At 67.5% G+C, this 16,081-nt stretch carries 11 protein-coding genes and 1 tRNA gene; 9 read left to right on the top strand and 3 right to left on the bottom strand.

Going from position 1 to position 16,081, the window contains the following annotated elements; genetic code table 11:
- Nucleotides 1–75: 75 nt before the first annotated feature.
- The 9 genes from dnaA (at nucleotide 76) to ACFYWS_RS34165 (ending at nucleotide 12,888) form a co-directional block, all read left to right on the top strand.
- Nucleotides 76–2,115 (top strand): chromosomal replication initiator protein DnaA, encoded by a 2,040-nt coding sequence (gene dnaA, locus ACFYWS_RS34205; protein WP_389282917.1) that lies wholly within the window; start codon nucleotides 76–78, stop codon nucleotides 2,113–2,115.
- Between the two features lie 920 nt (nucleotides 2,116–3,035).
- Entirely contained in the window at nucleotides 3,036–4,166 is a 1,131-nt protein-coding gene (gene dnaN / locus ACFYWS_RS34200; protein ID WP_389282916.1) for a DNA polymerase III subunit beta, read from the top strand.
- Nucleotides 4,167–4,331: 165 nt separating this feature from the next.
- Nucleotides 4,332–5,207: a phosphogluconate dehydrogenase (NAD(+)-dependent, decarboxylating) gene (gene gnd, locus ACFYWS_RS34195; RefSeq protein ID WP_389282914.1), complete on the top strand. Its 876-nt coding sequence runs from the start codon at nucleotides 4,332–4,334 to the stop codon at nucleotides 5,205–5,207.
- A gap of 55 nt (nucleotides 5,208–5,262) precedes the next feature.
- The gene (gene recF, locus ACFYWS_RS34190; RefSeq protein WP_389282912.1) at nucleotides 5,263–6,387 is read left to right on the top strand and encodes a DNA replication/repair protein RecF; all 1,125 of its coding nucleotides are present in this window, start codon (nucleotides 5,263–5,265) and stop codon (nucleotides 6,385–6,387) included.
- Nucleotides 6,384–6,944: a DUF721 domain-containing protein gene (locus ACFYWS_RS34185; RefSeq protein WP_389282910.1), complete on the top strand. Its 561-nt coding sequence runs from the start codon at nucleotides 6,384–6,386 to the stop codon at nucleotides 6,942–6,944. The genes recF and ACFYWS_RS34185 overlap by 4 nt, the downstream gene beginning before the upstream one ends.
- 275 nt (nucleotides 6,945–7,219) lie before the next feature.
- Nucleotides 7,220–9,292 (top strand): DNA topoisomerase (ATP-hydrolyzing) subunit B, encoded by a 2,073-nt coding sequence (gene gyrB, locus ACFYWS_RS34180; protein WP_389282908.1) that lies wholly within the window; start codon nucleotides 7,220–7,222, stop codon nucleotides 9,290–9,292.
- 41 nt (nucleotides 9,293–9,333) lie between these two features.
- Nucleotides 9,334–11,961, top strand: a complete 2,628-nt coding sequence (gene gyrA / locus ACFYWS_RS34175; RefSeq protein WP_389282906.1) for a DNA gyrase subunit A — start codon at nucleotides 9,334–9,336, stop codon at nucleotides 11,959–11,961.
- 18 nt (nucleotides 11,962–11,979) lie between these two features.
- Nucleotides 11,980–12,669: a DUF3566 domain-containing protein gene (locus ACFYWS_RS34170; protein ID WP_389282905.1), complete on the top strand. Its 690-nt coding sequence runs from the start codon at nucleotides 11,980–11,982 to the stop codon at nucleotides 12,667–12,669.
- 142 nt (nucleotides 12,670–12,811) lie between these two features.
- Nucleotides 12,812–12,888 (top strand) — tRNA-Ile (locus ACFYWS_RS34165).
- 64 nt (nucleotides 12,889–12,952) lie between these two features.
- Here ACFYWS_RS34165 and ACFYWS_RS34160 read toward each other — a convergent pair.
- From ACFYWS_RS34160 to repSA, 3 genes are read right to left on the bottom strand one after another with little or no spacing between them, the layout of a single operon-like run.
- Nucleotides 12,953–14,113: a tyrosine-type recombinase/integrase gene (locus tag ACFYWS_RS34160; protein ID WP_389282904.1), complete on the bottom strand. Its 1,161-nt coding sequence runs from the start codon at nucleotides 14,111–14,113 to the stop codon at nucleotides 12,953–12,955.
- Nucleotides 14,113–14,298, bottom strand: coding sequence for a helix-turn-helix domain-containing protein (locus ACFYWS_RS34155; RefSeq protein ID WP_389282902.1), 186 nt, complete (start codon nucleotides 14,296–14,298; stop codon nucleotides 14,113–14,115). The genes ACFYWS_RS34160 and ACFYWS_RS34155 overlap by 1 nt, the downstream gene beginning before the upstream one ends.
- On the bottom strand, nucleotides 14,291–15,688 hold the full coding sequence (repSA, locus tag ACFYWS_RS34150) for a replication initiator protein RepSA (RefSeq protein WP_389283137.1): 1,398 nt from the start codon (nucleotides 15,686–15,688) through the stop codon (nucleotides 14,291–14,293). Before repSA ends, ACFYWS_RS34155 begins: the two co-directional genes overlap by 8 nt.
- Nucleotides 15,689–16,081: the final 393 nt, after the last annotated feature.

Raw genomic sequence — 16,081 nt, 5'->3', positions numbered from 1 at the left:
ACCGCACCACCCGATTTTCTTCCCGATCCGTCCCAGGAATCACACGTTCGTGGGACCAGCGAGAGAGCGTGCCCTGTGGCTGACGTACCTGCCGATCTTGCCGCAGTGTGGCCACGAGTTCTGGAGCAACTCCTCGGGGAAGGCCGTGGGCAAGGGGTCGAGACGAAGGACGAGCACTGGATCCGGCGCTGTCAGCCGTTGGCGCTCGTCGCCGACACCGCGCTGCTCGCCGTTCCGAACGAATTCGCCAAGGGCGTACTCGAGGGCCGGCTGGCCCCGGTCGTCAGCGAGACCCTCAGCCGCGAGTGCGGCCGCCCCATCCGGATCGCGATCACCGTCGACGACTCCGTGGGCGAGCCGCCCGCCCCCACACCCCCACCGGCCCCGCAGCACCGCTACGAGGCCCCCGAGCCGCAGCCGTCTCCCGGCCAGCCGCGCGACGCGTTCGACAACCGGGAGACGTACGAGAACCGCGAGACCTACGAGGGCTACGAGCGCCGCGGCGCCGACGAGCACGGCCAGGGCCCCCGCCCCGACCAGCTCCCGACCGCCCGCCCCGCCTACCCGGACTACCAGCGCCCCGAGCCGGGCGCCTGGCCTCGCCCGCAGCAGGACGAATACAACTGGCAGCAGCCCCGGCTCGGTTTCCCGGAGCGCGACCCGTACGCGACGCCCACACAGCAGCCGCAGCACGACTACCGGCAGCAGGAACGGTCGCCCTACGAGCAGGAGCGCGGTCGCTACGACCAGCAGGAGCGCCCCCCGTACGAGCAGAAGGGGGACGGTCGCCCCTCCTATGAGGACCGTTCCTCCTACGAAGGCCGTTCCTCTTATGAAGAGCGACCTTACGAAGACCGCTCCTACGAGGACCGCTCTTCTTATGAAGAGCGGTCGTCCTATGAGGAGCGCGGTTCCTACGAGCCTGCGCGCGAGCGGCCGCAGCGGCGAGAGCCCGGCAAGCCCGCGATGGGCGGCCGTCCGAACCAGGACGGCGGGCACGGCCACGGCAATCGTGGCGTACCCAGTGGGGCACCCGGCCCCCTGGCAGCCCAGCCCGCGCCGGCCACCGGCCCCGGCGAGCCGACGGCCCGCCTGAACCCCAAGTACCTCTTCGACACGTTCGTCATCGGCGCGTCGAACCGCTTCGCGCACGCGGCCGCGGTCGCCGTCGCCGAGGCACCGGCCAAGGCGTACAACCCCCTGTTCATCTATGGGGAGTCGGGCCTCGGCAAGACGCACCTGCTGCACGCCATCGGGCACTACGCGCGCAGCCTCTATCCGGGCACGCGCGTGCGGTACGTGAGCTCCGAGGAGTTCACCAATGAGTTCATCAACTCGATCCGTGACGGCAAGGGCGACTCCTTCCGTAAGCGGTACCGCGAGATGGACATCCTTCTGGTCGACGACATCCAGTTCCTCGCGGACAAGGAGTCGACGCAGGAGGAGTTCTTCCACACCTTCAACACGCTCCACAACGCGAACAAGCAGATCGTGCTGTCCAGTGACCGGCCGCCCAAGCAGCTGGTGACCCTGGAGGACCGGCTGCGCAACCGGTTCGAGTGGGGGCTGATCACGGACGTCCAGCCGCCGGAGCTGGAGACCCGTATCGCCATCCTTCGTAAGAAGGCAGTGCAGGAGCAGCTCAACGCGCCTCCGGAAGTGCTCGAGTTCATCGCGTCCCGCATCTCGCGCAACATCCGTGAGCTGGAAGGGGCGCTGATCCGCGTCACGGCGTTCGCGTCGCTCAATCGACAGCCTGTGGACCTGGGGCTGGCGGAGATCGTCCTCAAGGACCTGATCCCCGGCGGCGAGGACGCGGCTCCCGAGATCACCGCCCCGGCCATCATGGCGGCGACCGCGGACTACTTCGGGCTCACCGTGGAGGACCTCTGCGGATCCTCGCGCAGCCGCGTCCTGGTGACTGCCCGGCAGATCGCAATGTACCTCTGCCGTGAGCTGACCGACCTCTCGCTGCCGAAGATCGGTGCTCAGTTCGGCGGCCGCGACCACACGACCGTGATGCACGCGGACCGCAAGATTCGCGCGCTGATGGCCGAGCGGCGCTCCATCTACAACCAGGTCACCGAGCTCACCAACCGCATCAAGAACGGCTGACAGCAGGCCGGTTACGACCCGCAGGGCGCTTCGGGAAGGACTCCCGGGGCGCCCTTTTTCGTGCCTGCGGGCGGGCCCGCCGTCGTGTCGGCCACCGGTCCGAGGACTCCGCACACTCGGCCGGTGTTCGATTCCCAGCCGCGTTACGGGTGTTCTCCACAGATCTGCCAAGTTTTTGCGGTCCACACCCTGGGGACTGAGAAGTTGTCCAGATGCCATCCACAGTGCACCCGGGTGACAGGGCATCAAGCCAGGTCAGACGGCTGTGGATTCGTGGAAAAGTTCTCTCCACAGCCTGTGGAGAGAACTTTTCTCCACAGGCTGTGCATGAAGTTGTCCACTGGCAACCCACAGGCCGGCTCATGTTGTGCACAGCGATCAAGAGCTTCTCCACACGGCTGTCCACTGTTCGGCAACGCAACGCGCCATCTCACCTCCGCGAGTGAAAGGCGTCACACCAAGGTGGTCGGTTGGGCTGGGGAGAACAGGGGTAAAGCTGGGGACGGCGCTGGGGAGAAGTCGCCCAAGCCTGTGCATCGAGTGTGCAGAACTTTTCGCCATCCACAGCGAGAGGCGGTTGTCCACCGCCTCCACCCACAGGCTCGGTGGACAAAAAACAGCCCCTGACCTGCGCTTTAGCGGTTATCCACGGTTTCCACAGCCCCTACTACTAAGACCAACTAGTAAGAGCTGGGAATCCGTTTCGAAGTGGGGGCTGTGCACAACTCGCTCCCGGCACCTCGACCTCGGTTCGCCGCGACTTGACCGAGGCAGGCAACGACTGTCAGTGCCGTGCGTCAGACTGGTCCCCGGTGTTCTCCCCAGCAGTGGGCCGAGCGACATCCCGTCTGCCGATGCAGACGGCTGACCGAAGACCAAGCAGGGCGAGAGCAGCCAGCAACAGCAGGAGGCGGCTTACGGTGAAGATCCGGGTGGAACGCGACGTACTCGCGGAGGCAGTGGCCTGGGCGGCGCGCAGCCTCCCGGCACGACCGCCTGCGCCTGTCCTCGCGGGCCTTCTCCTGAAGGCCGAGGAGGGCGCACTCAGCCTGTCGAGCTTCGACTACGAGGTCTCGGCACGCGTATCGGTGGACGCGGAAGTCGACGAGGAAGGCACGGTGCTCGTCTCCGGTCGCCTGCTCGCCGACATCTGCCGCGCTCTGCCCAACCGTCCGGTGGAGATCTCCACAGACGGTGTACGAGCGACCGTTGTCTGCGGTTCCTCGCGATTCACACTCCACACGCTTCCTGTGGAGGAGTACCCGGCGCTGCCGCAGATGCCGACCGCCACGGGCACCGTCCCGGGTGAGGTCTTCGCGTCGGCTGCCCAGCAGGTGGCCATCGCCGCCGGCCGTGACGACACGTTGCCCGTCCTCACCGGTGTGCGCATCGAGATCGAGGGCGACACGGTGACGCTGGCGTCCACCGACCGCTACCGCTTCGCGGTCCGCGAGTTCCTGTGGAAGCCGGAGGACCCGGAGGCCTCCGCGGTCGCCCTGGTGCCCGCCAAGACGCTCCTGGACACCGCCAAGGCGCTCACGAGCGGCGACACGGTCACCCTGGCGCTCTCGGGCTCCGGCGCGGGCGAGGGCCTCATCGGCTTCGAGGGTGCCGGTCGACGCACGACCACCCGTCTCCTCGAGGGCGACCTGCCGAAGTACCGGACGCTGTTCCCGACGGAGTTCAACTCCGTGGCCGTCATCGAGACCGCGCCCTTCGTGGAGGCCGTCAAGCGTGTGGCTCTCGTCGCCGAGCGCAACACCCCGGTGCGGCTCAGCTTCGAGCAGGGCGTGCTCATCCTGGAGGCCGGCTCCAGCGACGACGCACAGGCTGTGGAAAGGGTTGACGCCAACCTGGACGGCGACGACATCTCGATCGCCTTCAACCCGACCTTCCTGCTCGACGGCCTGAGCGCGATCGACTCCCCGGTCGCCCAGCTGTCGTTCACGACGTCCACCAAGCCCGCGCTGCTCTCCGGCAGGCCGGCCGTGGACGCCGAGGCGGACGACGCGTACAAGTACCTGATCATGCCGGTGCGGCTCTCCGGCTGAGGAGCTTGAGGGGCTGGCCGCTCGGGTTCGCCTGAGCGGCTATGCCCACAGGTGTGCGGGAGCGTCCGGGTTTAGGCTCGGACGCAGGTACGAGACGCCACGCGTGCGTGCTCTCGTACTTCCCCCGCAGCACCTCACGCCTCGTCGCAACGTAAGGAACCACTGATGGAGATCGGTCTCGTCGGCCTCGGCAAGATGGGCGGCAACATGCGCGAGCGCATGCGCCGCGCGGGCCACACCGTCTTCGGCTACGACCGCAACCCGGACCTCGCGGACGTCCACAGCCTTGAGGAGCTTGTGGGCAAGCTCAAGGGCCCGCGTGTGGTGTGGGTGATGGTTCCAGCGGGCGCCGCGACCCAGTCGACCGTCGACGAGCTCGGCGGCCTGCTCTCCGAGGGTGACATCGTCGTGGACGGTGGCAATTCGCGCTGGACGGACGACGAGAAGCACGCGCAGGAGCTGGCGGCCAAGGGCATCGGCTTCGTCGACGCCGGTGTCTCCGGTGGTGTGTGGGGCCTGGAGAACGGCTACGCGCTGATGGTCGGCGGCTCCGAGGAGAACGTCGCGAAGGTCAAGCCGGTCTTCGACGCGCTCAAGCCCGAGGGCGACTTCGGCTACGTGCACGCGGGCAAGGTCGGTGCGGGTCACTTCTCCAAGATGGTCCACAACGGCATCGAGTACGCCATGATGCAGGCCTACGCCGAGGGCTGGGAGCTCCTGGAGAAGGTCGACTCCGTGGACAACGTCCGTGAGGTGTTCCGTTCCTGGCAGGAGGGCACGGTCATCCGCTCCTGGCTGCTCGACCTCGCCGTCAACGCCCTCGACGAGGACACGCACCTGGACAAGCTGCGCGGCTTCGCCGCCGACTCCGGTGAGGGCCGCTGGACCGTCGAGGCCGCGATCGACAACTCGGTGCCGCTGCCGGCGATCACCGCGTCGCTCTTCGCGCGCTTCTCCTCCCGCCAGGAGGACTCGCCGCAGATGAAGATGATCGCGGCGCTGCGCAACCAGTTCGGCGGCCACGCCGTCGAGAAGAAGTAATCCACACCTGTAGAAAACCGCTGTTCAGAACTCTGGGGGAGGTCGGCCCACGACCATGCACGTCACGCATCTGTCGCTGGCCGACTTCCGCTCGTACGCCCGGGCCGAGGTCTCTCTCGACCCGGGCGTCACCGCGTTCGTGGGTCCGAACGGGCAGGGCAAGACGAACATCGTCGAGGCCGTCGGCTATCTCGCCACGCTCGGCAGTCACCGGGTCTCCTCGGACGCTCCGCTGGTGCGCATGGGTGCCGAGCGCGCCGTGATCCGGGCGCAGGTACGGCAGGGCGAGCGCCAGCAGCTCGTCGAGCTGGAGCTGAACCCGGGCAAGGCGAACCGCGCCAGGATCAACAGGTCCTCGCAGGTCAAGCCGCGTGACGTCCTGGGGATCGTCCGGACGGTGCTGTTCGCGCCGGAGGACCTGGCCCTGGTGAAGGGCGACCCCGGCGAGCGCCGGCGTTTCCTCGACGAGCTGGTCACCGCGCGCTCGCCGCGGATGGCGGGCGTGCGCTCCGATTACGACCGTGTCCTGAAGCAGCGCAACACGCTCCTGAAGACCGCGGCGCTCGCGCGGCGGCACGGCGGGCGCTCCATGGACCTGTCCACGCTCGACGTGTGGGACCAGCACATCGCGCGCGCGGGCGCGGAACTCCTCGCGCAGCGGCTCGACCTGATCGCGACGTTGCAGCCGCTGGCCGACAAGGCGTACGAGCAGCTGGCGCCGGGCGGTGGGCCGATCGCCCTGGAATACAAGCCCTCGTCCCCCGAAATCGTCGGGCACGCGCGCGAGGAGCTCTACGAGCAACTTCTTGCCGCTCTCGAAGGGGCGCGCAAGCAGGAGATCGAGCGGGGCGTCACGCTGGTCGGCCCGCACCGCGACGAACTGGTCCTCAGGCTCGGCCAGCTGCCCGCCAAGGGCTACGCGAGCCACGGTGAGTCCTGGTCGTACGCGCTGGCGCTGCGCCTGGCCTCGTACGACCTGTTGCGGGCCGAGGGGAACGAGCCGGTGCTCGTCCTCGACGACGTCTTCGCCGAGCTGGACGCGCGCCGCAGGGAGCGCCTGGCGGAGCTCGTGGCGCCCGGTGAGCAGGTTCTCGTCACGGCGGCCGTCGAGGACGACGTACCGGGCGTGCTGGCGGGTACCCGCTACGCGGTGTCGGACGGAACGGTGGAGCGACTGTGAGCGCCGGCGAACCCCCCGAAAGTGCGAAGGGCAAGCGGGAACCAAAAGGCGAACCCGAGCCTTCTGGTGTGGACCTGGCCCGTGTAGCCCTACGTGCGGCGAAAGAAGCCGCACGCGCGCGTGGTGACTCCGTGCAGCAGAAGAAGCAGGCACGGCGCGGTGGCGGACTGAGGTCCGGGGCGCGCTCCGACGGGCGGGATCCGATGGGGCTCGGCCCCGCCATCAACCGGTTGATCACCGAGCGAGGCTGGGAGACACCGGCCGCGGTCGGCGGTGTCATGGGGCGTTGGCCGCAGATCGTCGGCGAGGACCTCGCCAAGCACTGTGTTCCGCAGACGTACGACGAGGTTGAGCGGGTCCTGGTCGTGCAGTGTGATTCGACGGCTTGGGCGACGCAGGTGCGGATGCTGGCTCCGCAGCTGGTCAGGCGGTTGAACGAGGATCTCGGGCACGGCGCCGTGCGGCGCATCGACATCAAGAATCCCGGTGGCGGCCCGCGCCGCTACGGCCCCTTGCGAGCCCCCGGAAGCACGGGTCCCGGCGACACCTACGGGTGAACGATCGGCCACCGTAGCTGGTGGTTCACACCCCGAAGCGCTGAGTGCCGCTGTGAGCCTCCCGGAGCCCCGCACCGCATAGGGGGAGTCGGCCGAGACCGGTTGAGGGCGGCACATGAGGACTCAGGCACCGCCAAACCCCCATCTATGTCCGAGCTACCGGTACACTGGGAGGCGATCCCGCCCCACTTGTGGGACGCACCGAGCAACGCTGATCAGGGCTTACCGAACAAACACGCCGCAGCCGCTCCGGCCACCAACCGGGAGCTTGGCTTGTGCTGTGCCAGAAAGGGCGCTTCGTGGCCGATTCCGGCAACCCCAACGAGAACATCCCGTCCACCGACGCCGAAGAGCACGTCGAGGCCCCAGAGGCCTCGTACGACGCCAGTGCGATCACCGTCCTCGAAGGGCTGGACGCGGTCCGCAAGCGACCCGGCATGTACATCGGCTCGACCGGTGAGCGTGGCCTTCACCACATGGTGCAGGAGGTCGTGGACAACTCCGTCGACGAGGCCTTGGCCGGCCACGCGGACACGATCGACGTCACGATCCTGCCCGACGGCGGCGTCCGCGTCGTCGACAACGGCCGTGGCATCCCCGTGGGCATCATCCCCTCCGAGGGCAAGCCCGCCGTAGAGGTCGTCCTCACCATCCTGCACGCGGGCGGCAAGTTCGGAGGCGGCGGATACGCCGTCTCCGGTGGTCTGCACGGCGTGGGCGTCTCCGTCGTGAACGCGTTGTCCACGAAGGTCGCCGTCGACATCAAGACCGAGGGCTACCGCTGGACGCAGGAGTACAAGGCCGGCGTTCCGACGGCGCCGCTGGCGAAGCACGAGGCCACACAGGAGACCGGCACCTCGGTCACCTTCTGGGCCGACGGCGACATCTTCGAGACCACCGAGTACTCCTTCGAGACGCTGTCGCGGCGCTTCCAGGAGATGGCCTTCCTCAACAAGGGCCTGAGGATCAACCTCACGGACGAGCGCGACACGGCGAAGGCCACGGCCGGCGCGGACACGAACGAGGCGGGCGACGACACCGCCTTCGAGCCGCGTTCGGTGTCGTACCACTACGAAGGCGGCATCGTCGACTTCGTGAAGTACCTCAACTCCCGCAAGGGAGATGCCGTTCACCCCTCCGTGATCGACATCGAGGCCGAGGACAAGGAGAAGCTCCTTTCCATCGAGGTCGCGATGCAGTGGAACACCAGCTACAGCGAGGGCGTCTACTCCTTCGCCAACGTGATCCACACGCATGAGGGCGGCACTCACGAAGAGGGCTTCCGCGCCGCGCTGACCGGACTCATCAACCGGTACGCGCGCGACAAGAAGCTGCTGCGCGAGAAGGACGACAACCTCACGGGTGACGACATCCGCGAGGGTCTGACCGCGATCATCTCGATCAAGCTGAGCGAGCCGCAGTTCGAGGGCCAGACCAAGACCAAGCTGGGCAACACCGAGGCGAAGACCTTCGTCCAGAAGGTCGTCTACGAGCACCTCCAGGACTGGCTCGACCGGAACCCCGTCGAGGCCACGGACATCATCCGCAAGTCCATCCAGGCGGCCACCGCGCGCGTGGCGGCCCGTAAGGCGCGTGACCTGACCCGTCGTAAGGGCCTCCTGGAGACCGCGTCCCTGCCGGGCAAGCTCTCCGACTGCCAGTCGAACGACCCCGTCAAGTGCGAGATCTTCATCGTTGAGGGTGACTCCGCCGGCGGCTCGGCCAAGTCCGGCCGTGACCCGATGTACCAGGCCATCCTGCCGATCCGCGGCAAGATCCTGAACGTCGAGAAGGCGCGCATCGACAAGATCCTGCACAACCAGGAGATCCAGGCGCTGATCTCGGCCTTCGGCACCGGAGTCCACGAGGACTTCGACATCGAGAAGCTCCGCTATCACAAGATCATCCTGATGGCGGACGCCGACGTCGACGGCCAGCACATCAACACGCTGCTGCTGACCTTCCTGTTCCGCTTCATGCGCCCGCTCGTCGAAGCCGGTCACGTGTTCCTGTCGCGCCCGCCGCTCTACAAGATCAAGTGGGGCCGTGAGGACTTCGAGTACGCGTACTCGGACCGCGAGCGCGACGCCCTGATCGAGCTGGGCAGGCAGGCAGGCAAGCGGATCCGTGACGACTCGGTCCAGCGCTTCAAGGGTCTCGGTGAGATGAACGCCGAGGAGCTGCGCGTCACGACCATGGACCAGGAGCACCGCGTGCTCGGTCAGGTCACCCTGGACGACGCCGCCCAGGCCGACGATCTGTTCTCGGTCCTCATGGGCGAGGACGTCGAGGCCCGCCGCTCGTTCATCCAGCGCAACGCCAAGGACGTCCGCTTCCTCGACATCTGAGTCGGTCTCAGCTGACCGCACAGAAAGGATCTTGACCAGCAATGGCCGACGAGAACACCCCCACGCCGCCTCCTTCGGAGAACGAGGACGGCAGCGCCATCGCGATGCGCATCGAGCCCGTCGGGCTCGAGACGGAGATGCAGCGCTCCTACCTGGACTACGCGATGTCCGTCATCGTGTCCCGCGCGCTGCCCGACGTACGCGACGGCCTCAAGCCCGTCCACCGCCGCGTCCTGTACGCCATGTACGACGGCGGCTACCGGCCCGAGAAGGGCTTCTACAAGTGTGCCCGTGTCGTCGGTGACGTCATGGGTAACTACCACCCGCACGGCGACTCCTCGATCTACGACGCCCTGGTCCGCCTGGCCCAGCCGTGGTCGATGCGCATGCCGCTGGTGGACTCCAACGGAAACTTCGGCTCTCCGGGCAACGACCCCGCGGCCGCCATGCGCTACACCGAGTGCAAGATGGCGCCGCTGTCCATGGAGATGGTCCGGGACATCGACGAGGACACCGTCGACTTCACGGACAACTACGACGGCCGCTCGCAGGAGCCGACCGTCCTGCCGGCCCGATTCCCGAACCTGTTGGTCAACGGTTCGGCGGGCATCGCGGTCGGCATGGCCACCAACATCCCGCCGCACAACCTGCGCGAGGTGGCGTCCGGCGCCCAGTGGTACCTGGAGAACCCGGAGGCCTCGCACGAGGAGCTCCTTGACGCCCTCATCGAGCGCATCAAGGGCCCCGACTTCCCGAGCGGCGCCCTTGTGGTGGGCCGTAAGGGCATCGAAGAGGCGTACCGCACGGGCCGTGGCTCCATCACGATGCGCGCGGTCGTCGCGGTCGAGGAGATCCAGAACCGCCAGTGCCTGGTGGTCACGGAGCTGCCCTACCAGGTGAACCCCGACAACCTGGCGCAGAAGATCGCCGACCTCGTGAAGGACGGCAGGGTCGGCGGTATCGCGGACGTCCGCGACGAGACCTCGTCGCGTACCGGCCAGCGCCTCGTCATCGTGCTCAAGCGGGACGCCGTCGCCAAGGTCGTGCTGAACAACCTCTACAAGCACACCGACCTTCAGACGAACTTCGGCGCCAACATGCTGGCGCTGGTGGACGGCGTGCCGCGCACGCTGTCGCTCGACGCGTTCATCCGCCACTGGGTGACGCACCAGATCGAGGTCATCGTCCGCCGGACGAAGTTCCGCCTGCGCAAGGCTGAGGAGCGCGCGCACATCCTGCGTGGCCTCCTGAAGGCCCTGGACGCCATCGACGAGGTCATCGCGCTCATCCGGCGCAGTGACACCGTCGAGATCGCGCGCGGGGGCCTCATGGAGCTCCTGGAGATCGACGAGATCCAGGCGAACGCCATCCTCGAGATGCAGCTGCGCCGACTGGCCGCCCTGGAGCGCCAGAAGATCGTCCAGGAGCACGACGAGCTCCAGCAGAAGATCAACGAGTACAACGCGATCCTGGCCTCGCCCGAGCGGCAGCGGCAGATCGTCAGCTCGGAGCTGCAGCACATCGTCGACAAGTTCGGCGACGACCGCCGCACCAAGCTGGTGCCCTTCGAAGGCGACATGTCCGTCGAGGACCTCATCGCCGAAGAGGACATCGTCGTCACCATTTCGCGTGGCGGTTACGTCAAGCGCACCAAGACCGTCGACTACCGCTCCCAGAAGCGCGGCGGCAAGGGCGTGCGCGGCACGAAGCTCAAGGAAGACGACATCGTCGACCACTTCTTCGTGTCGACGACGCACCACTGGTTGCTCTTCTTCACCAACAAGGGGCGCGTCTACCGCGCGAAGGCGTACGAACTCCCGGACGCCGGGCGGGACGCGCGCGGCCAGCACGTCGCGAATCTGCTCGCCTTCCAGCCGGACGAGTCGATCGCCGAGATTCTCGCGATCCGCGACTACGAAGCGGTGCCCTACCTGGTCCTCGCCACGAAGGCCGGCCTCGTAAAGAAGACGCCTCTGAAGGACTACGACTCGCCGCGCTCCGGTGGTGTCATCGCCATCAACCTCCGCGAGGCGGCGGACGGTTCGGACGACGAGCTGATCGGTGCCGAGCTGGTCTCCTCCGAGGACGACCTGCTGCTCATCAGTAAGAAGGCGCAGTCCATCCGGTTCACCGCCACGGACGACGCACTGCGTCCCATGGGGCGTGCCACGTCCGGCGTCAAGGGCATGAGCTTCCGCGAGGGTGACGAACTGCTCTCGATGAATGTCGTGCGTGCCGGTACGTTCGTGTTCACCGCCACCGACGGTGGGTACGCAAAGCGGACCAACGTCGACGAGTACCGCGTCCAGGGCCGCGGCGGCCTCGGTATCAAGGCCGCCAGGATCGTGGAGGACCGCGGAGAGCTCGTCGGCGCCCTGGTGGTCGAGGAGACCGACGAGATCCTCGCCATCACGCTGTCCGGCGGTGTGATTCGTACGCGAGTCAACGAGGTCAGGGAGACGGGCCGTGACACCATGGGCGTCCAACTGATCAACCTGGGCAAGCGCGATGCCGTCGTCGGCATCGCTCGTAACGCCGAGGCCGGCCGTGAGGCGGAGGAAGTCGAGGGTGCCGTCCCGCAGGACGCGGACGACACCGAGATCGACGATTCCACCGCAGGCGAGACGGCCGTCGGAACGGACGAGGGCGGACCGTCCTCGGCCGAGTAGCGCGAGGAGTGAGTCATCGTGAGCGGAGCCACGGGCGCAGGCTCTACCGGGACATCCACCGGTACGGATACAGAGAGCGGCCGTGGCTCCGCTCACGACGTCGATGACGTCAAAGGCTCAACCGACTCGACCGACTCGAACGAGTCTCATGGATCCCAGGGGGGAACTGTGACGGACACCCGAGGTCCGCAGACCCAGCAGTACGCGGCCGGTGGCAGCGGTGCTCTGCCGGGCGAGAGGCCGCAGCAGCCGGCCCAGCCGTATCACCCGCCGGAGGCGTACCAGAACGCCCCGGACGCGGTCCGCAGGCCGCGCACGGGGGCGCGCACCACCCCGCGTACCCGCAAGGCCCGTCTGCGGGTCGCCAAGGCGGATCCGTGGTCAGTGATGAAGGTCAGCTTCCTGCTCTCCATCGCGCTCGGCATCTGCACGATCATCGCGGCCGCCGTGCTGTGGATGGTCATGGACGCCATGGGGGTCTTCTCCACGGTCGGCGGCACGATCTCCGAGGCCACGGGCTCGAACGAGTCCAACGGCTTCGACCTTCAGTCGTTCCTGTCGCTGCCGCGCGTCCTGATGTTCACGACGGTCATCGCCGTCATCGACGTCGTGCTGGCCACGGCCCTGGCGACGCTCGGCGCGTTCATCTACAACCTCTCCGCGGGCTTCGTCGGCGGCGTCGAGCTCACGCTCGCCGAGGACGAGTGACCGTTCCCCCGGCTTGCTGAGTCCTTGCTGAGGCCTGAAAGACCCGCTGGTGGGCGGGCCAGGACTATCGATTTTGGGACTGGCCCCCCAGTGCGCTAATCTTCAGGAGTCAGCGCGCGGGACACACACCGCAGAGCGCGGCGGGGCTATAGCTCAGTTGGTTAGAGCGCATCCCTGATAAGGATGAGGCCACAGGTTCAAATCCTGTTAGCCCCACCAGCTTAAAGACCCCCAACCGATCATGGTTGGGGGTCTTTGACATCTACGGCTGACATCAGCCGCTTCACTCACCGATGAGTGGATCTTCCAGCAGCTCCGCGAGCATCGCGACCGCTTCCCGTTCGTCCGAGCCGACCACGTGCGTATAGACGTCCATGGTCATGCTGATCTGGCTGTGCCGCAGGATCGCTTGGGCCACCTTGGGATGGACCTTGAGGAAGGCGAGCAGGGTCCCGCAGGTGTGCCGAGCAAGCCGGACCGTGATCCGGCGGACATCGGCCCGCTTCACGAGGCGCCCGAAGCTCCGAGAGAAGCCCACCGGATCGAGCAGCCCGCCATGCTCGGACGAGAAGATCAGGTCTTGGCCCGGAGCCTGCTTCCACTGGTCGCCAGCGATCTTCCGTTCCAGCTCTTGAAGCTCCCGCCGTTCTTCGAGGGCGCGAGCGCAGAACTCCGGCAGGGGAAGCACCGCCTGTGAGGACTCGGTCTTGAGGTCCTTAAGGATCAGTCCCTTCCCTTTCTCGCGCTGCACCTGCTTGACCGGCTCGAACTGCCGAGTCTCGAAGTCGATGTCCTGCCAGCGCAGGCCCAGCACCTCACTGCGGCGAAGGCCGAGGACGAGCACCAGGACGCAGGCCGCGTATAGCCGATGAGCCCGAGCCGTCCGCAGGAACGTGATCGCTTCCCGTGCGCTCCAGGCCCGCCCCTTGTCCTTGCTGACCTTGGGCATGTCGACGAGCAGGGCGACGTTCCGGGTCAGCAGCTCCTCACGGACAGCGCGGTTGAGCGCGTTCCGGAGCGTCCGCAGCACCTCGAAGCGGGTAGCCGCGCCGACCTTTTCGCGGGTGAGCGCGGCCATGAACGCCCGGAGCTGTGCCGGGGTGAGCTTGGTCAACGGCTTCTTGCCGAGGTGCGGCAGGATGTACAGCCGGACCTTGGACTCGTACTTCATGTACGTGTTGTGCTCGCGCTCCGGCTTGATGATGTGCTCAAGCCAGTAGGCCAGCCACTCGCCCAGGTTCCAGGTCTTGGCGGGCACGGGCACGCCGTTGCGCTCTTGATCCTGGAGTTTGGCCAGCTTCTCTGACGTCTCGTCATACGTGGCGCCGTAGACGTATTTCCGGACGCGGTTGCCGTCCGTGTCGGTTACGTAGGCGGCCCCGTGATACCGACCGTCCTTCCGCTTGGTGATCGTTCCCCCACCATTGGGGCGACGCTTGGCCATCAGGCAGCCCTCTCGTATTCGAGTCGCGAAGCCAGGTACGCGCGCACGCTGTCAGCCGGGATGCGACGGTTCCGGCCGATCGTGAGTGAGGTCAGGCGATGCGTGCGGATCAGGTCGTAGACGGTCGTTCGGCCGACCTTGAGCCAGGTCATGACCTCGGGGACGGTCAGGAGCTCCTCAGTCATTCCAGTTCTCCGTGTCGTCGAGGTCGGGCAGGTCTGCGAGCGCTTCGCGGGCGATCTCGCGGTTCTCTCGGATCTCGCGGGCGATCGAGGCGGCGAGCCAGGATTCGCCGGGGGTGTGTCCGTGTCCGGCGTAGGTCCAGTGGGCGAGCACCAATGTGGAGCCCTCCGAGTCGTCGAGGTCTTCGGAGTAGCCGCGTTCTTGGCGTTCCTGGCGTGCGCGGTAGTCGGCGCGGACCTGGCGCAGGGCCCCGAGGGTGGTCGAGTAGCGGCGGGATTTGGTGGAGAAGTGCCCGCGGAAGCCGAGCATGTGAGCCCAGCGCGCCAGCATCCGATCCGGGTACGCGTGATCGAGGTCCCAGCAGGCTTCGATGAGTCGCCGGGTGTGCGCGGGCAGGCCCGGCAGCCCGTCCAGCTCGGACAGTTCCCCGATGCGGCGGTCCACGGTGCCCGTGGTCTCAGCCGCCTTGGTGGCGTACTTGGCCACGTAGGAGGCCACCGCCTGTTCGGTCAGTTCCTCGTGCCCGAGGGCGCCGATCGGCTGTACGTCGATCTGCGTTCCCCACCGCAGAGTGCGGGCCGGGAAAGTGCCGGCGGGGGCGACCGGAACCGCGACGCGAGCGGCGGCCGAGCGGATCGCATCGTCCAGGAGCGCGAGCGTGGCCCACGCGGGCGGAGCCGAGTCGGGACCGTCCGGGCCGTCGAAGCGGATCACGGCATGGAAGTGGATCGCACCGCGCTTCTGGAACTCAGCGACCTTGCCGAAGGAGACCCGGCAGGCTTCGCTCATCGCGGCTTGGGTCAGGCCCGCGTGGGAAGCGATCTCGCGCCGCAGGTAGATCGTGAACCGGCGCCACAGGTCGCCCGCGTGGTTGTTCCACAGCACTGCGCCCGCGTAGTCGTACGAGGCGGGATCGAGCGCCGTGCCCAGCGCCGGGGCGTGCTCGTCGTGGGAGCTCCCGCAGCGGCAGCGGCCGGAGTCAGGCCGGTTGTGAACCGGGCCGAAGGAAGGCGCGGTCAGGGTCGCGAAGACGCGCGGGTGATCGCGGACCGTGCCGGGCACCGTCTTGCCGCCTGTGATCCCGGAGCGGATCAGGTGGTAGGTGTCGCCCGCGTAGGTCCAGGCGCACGAGGGGCACTGCGAGGCACGGCGGTTGCCGCAGGCCACCCGGAGCCGTCCGCCCGGTTCAGCGTCGGTGCTGTAGGCGTAGAGCACCTGCCCGGACTCGGCGTCACGGGTGACGGTCGAGCCGACCAGGTGGATCGGGTTGGAGCAGCCGCCGGTACGGCGTACCTGGTCCTGCCAGCGGTCGAAGCCCGGAGTGTTCGCCACCCGAAGCAGGTCCGCGAGGGTCAGGGGGTCGGTGCCCATGGAGGCCGCAGCACCGGCCACGGCCTCCGGGGCGACGGGGAAGGCCGTCACGCGGCAACCTCCGCAGGCAGCGGAGCGCCAGTGGCCCAGTCGAAGGGGCGAGCGGCAGGGCACACGGTGTCGTCACCGTGGATCAGCAGGCCACGGCCGCCGACGTTCTCCCAGCGCCAGCCGTCAACATCAGCCGGGGCACCGCACGCCATGCAGGGCGAGGGGATCACCGTGGCGTCATCAGTGCGGGAGAGCGGGGCACCCAGCGGCTTGGATACCGGAACGACAGAGGGGACCAGGGACAGCGAGTGCGAGGCGGTTGTCGTGGCAGGCATCATGAAGGCACCCCTTCACGGGTTAGGGGAGCGGCTGACTGCTTGGCGGTAGGGAGCCGCTCCCTGCTCATTAGTCCTCCGGAGAGGA

Source organism: Streptomyces sp. NPDC002795 (assembly GCF_042888725.1).
GTDB lineage: Bacteria > Actinomycetota > Actinomycetes > Streptomycetales > Streptomycetaceae > Streptomyces.
Note: the sequence above shows the minus strand (reverse complement) of the source record. Positions and strands in the feature narration are given on the sequence as shown.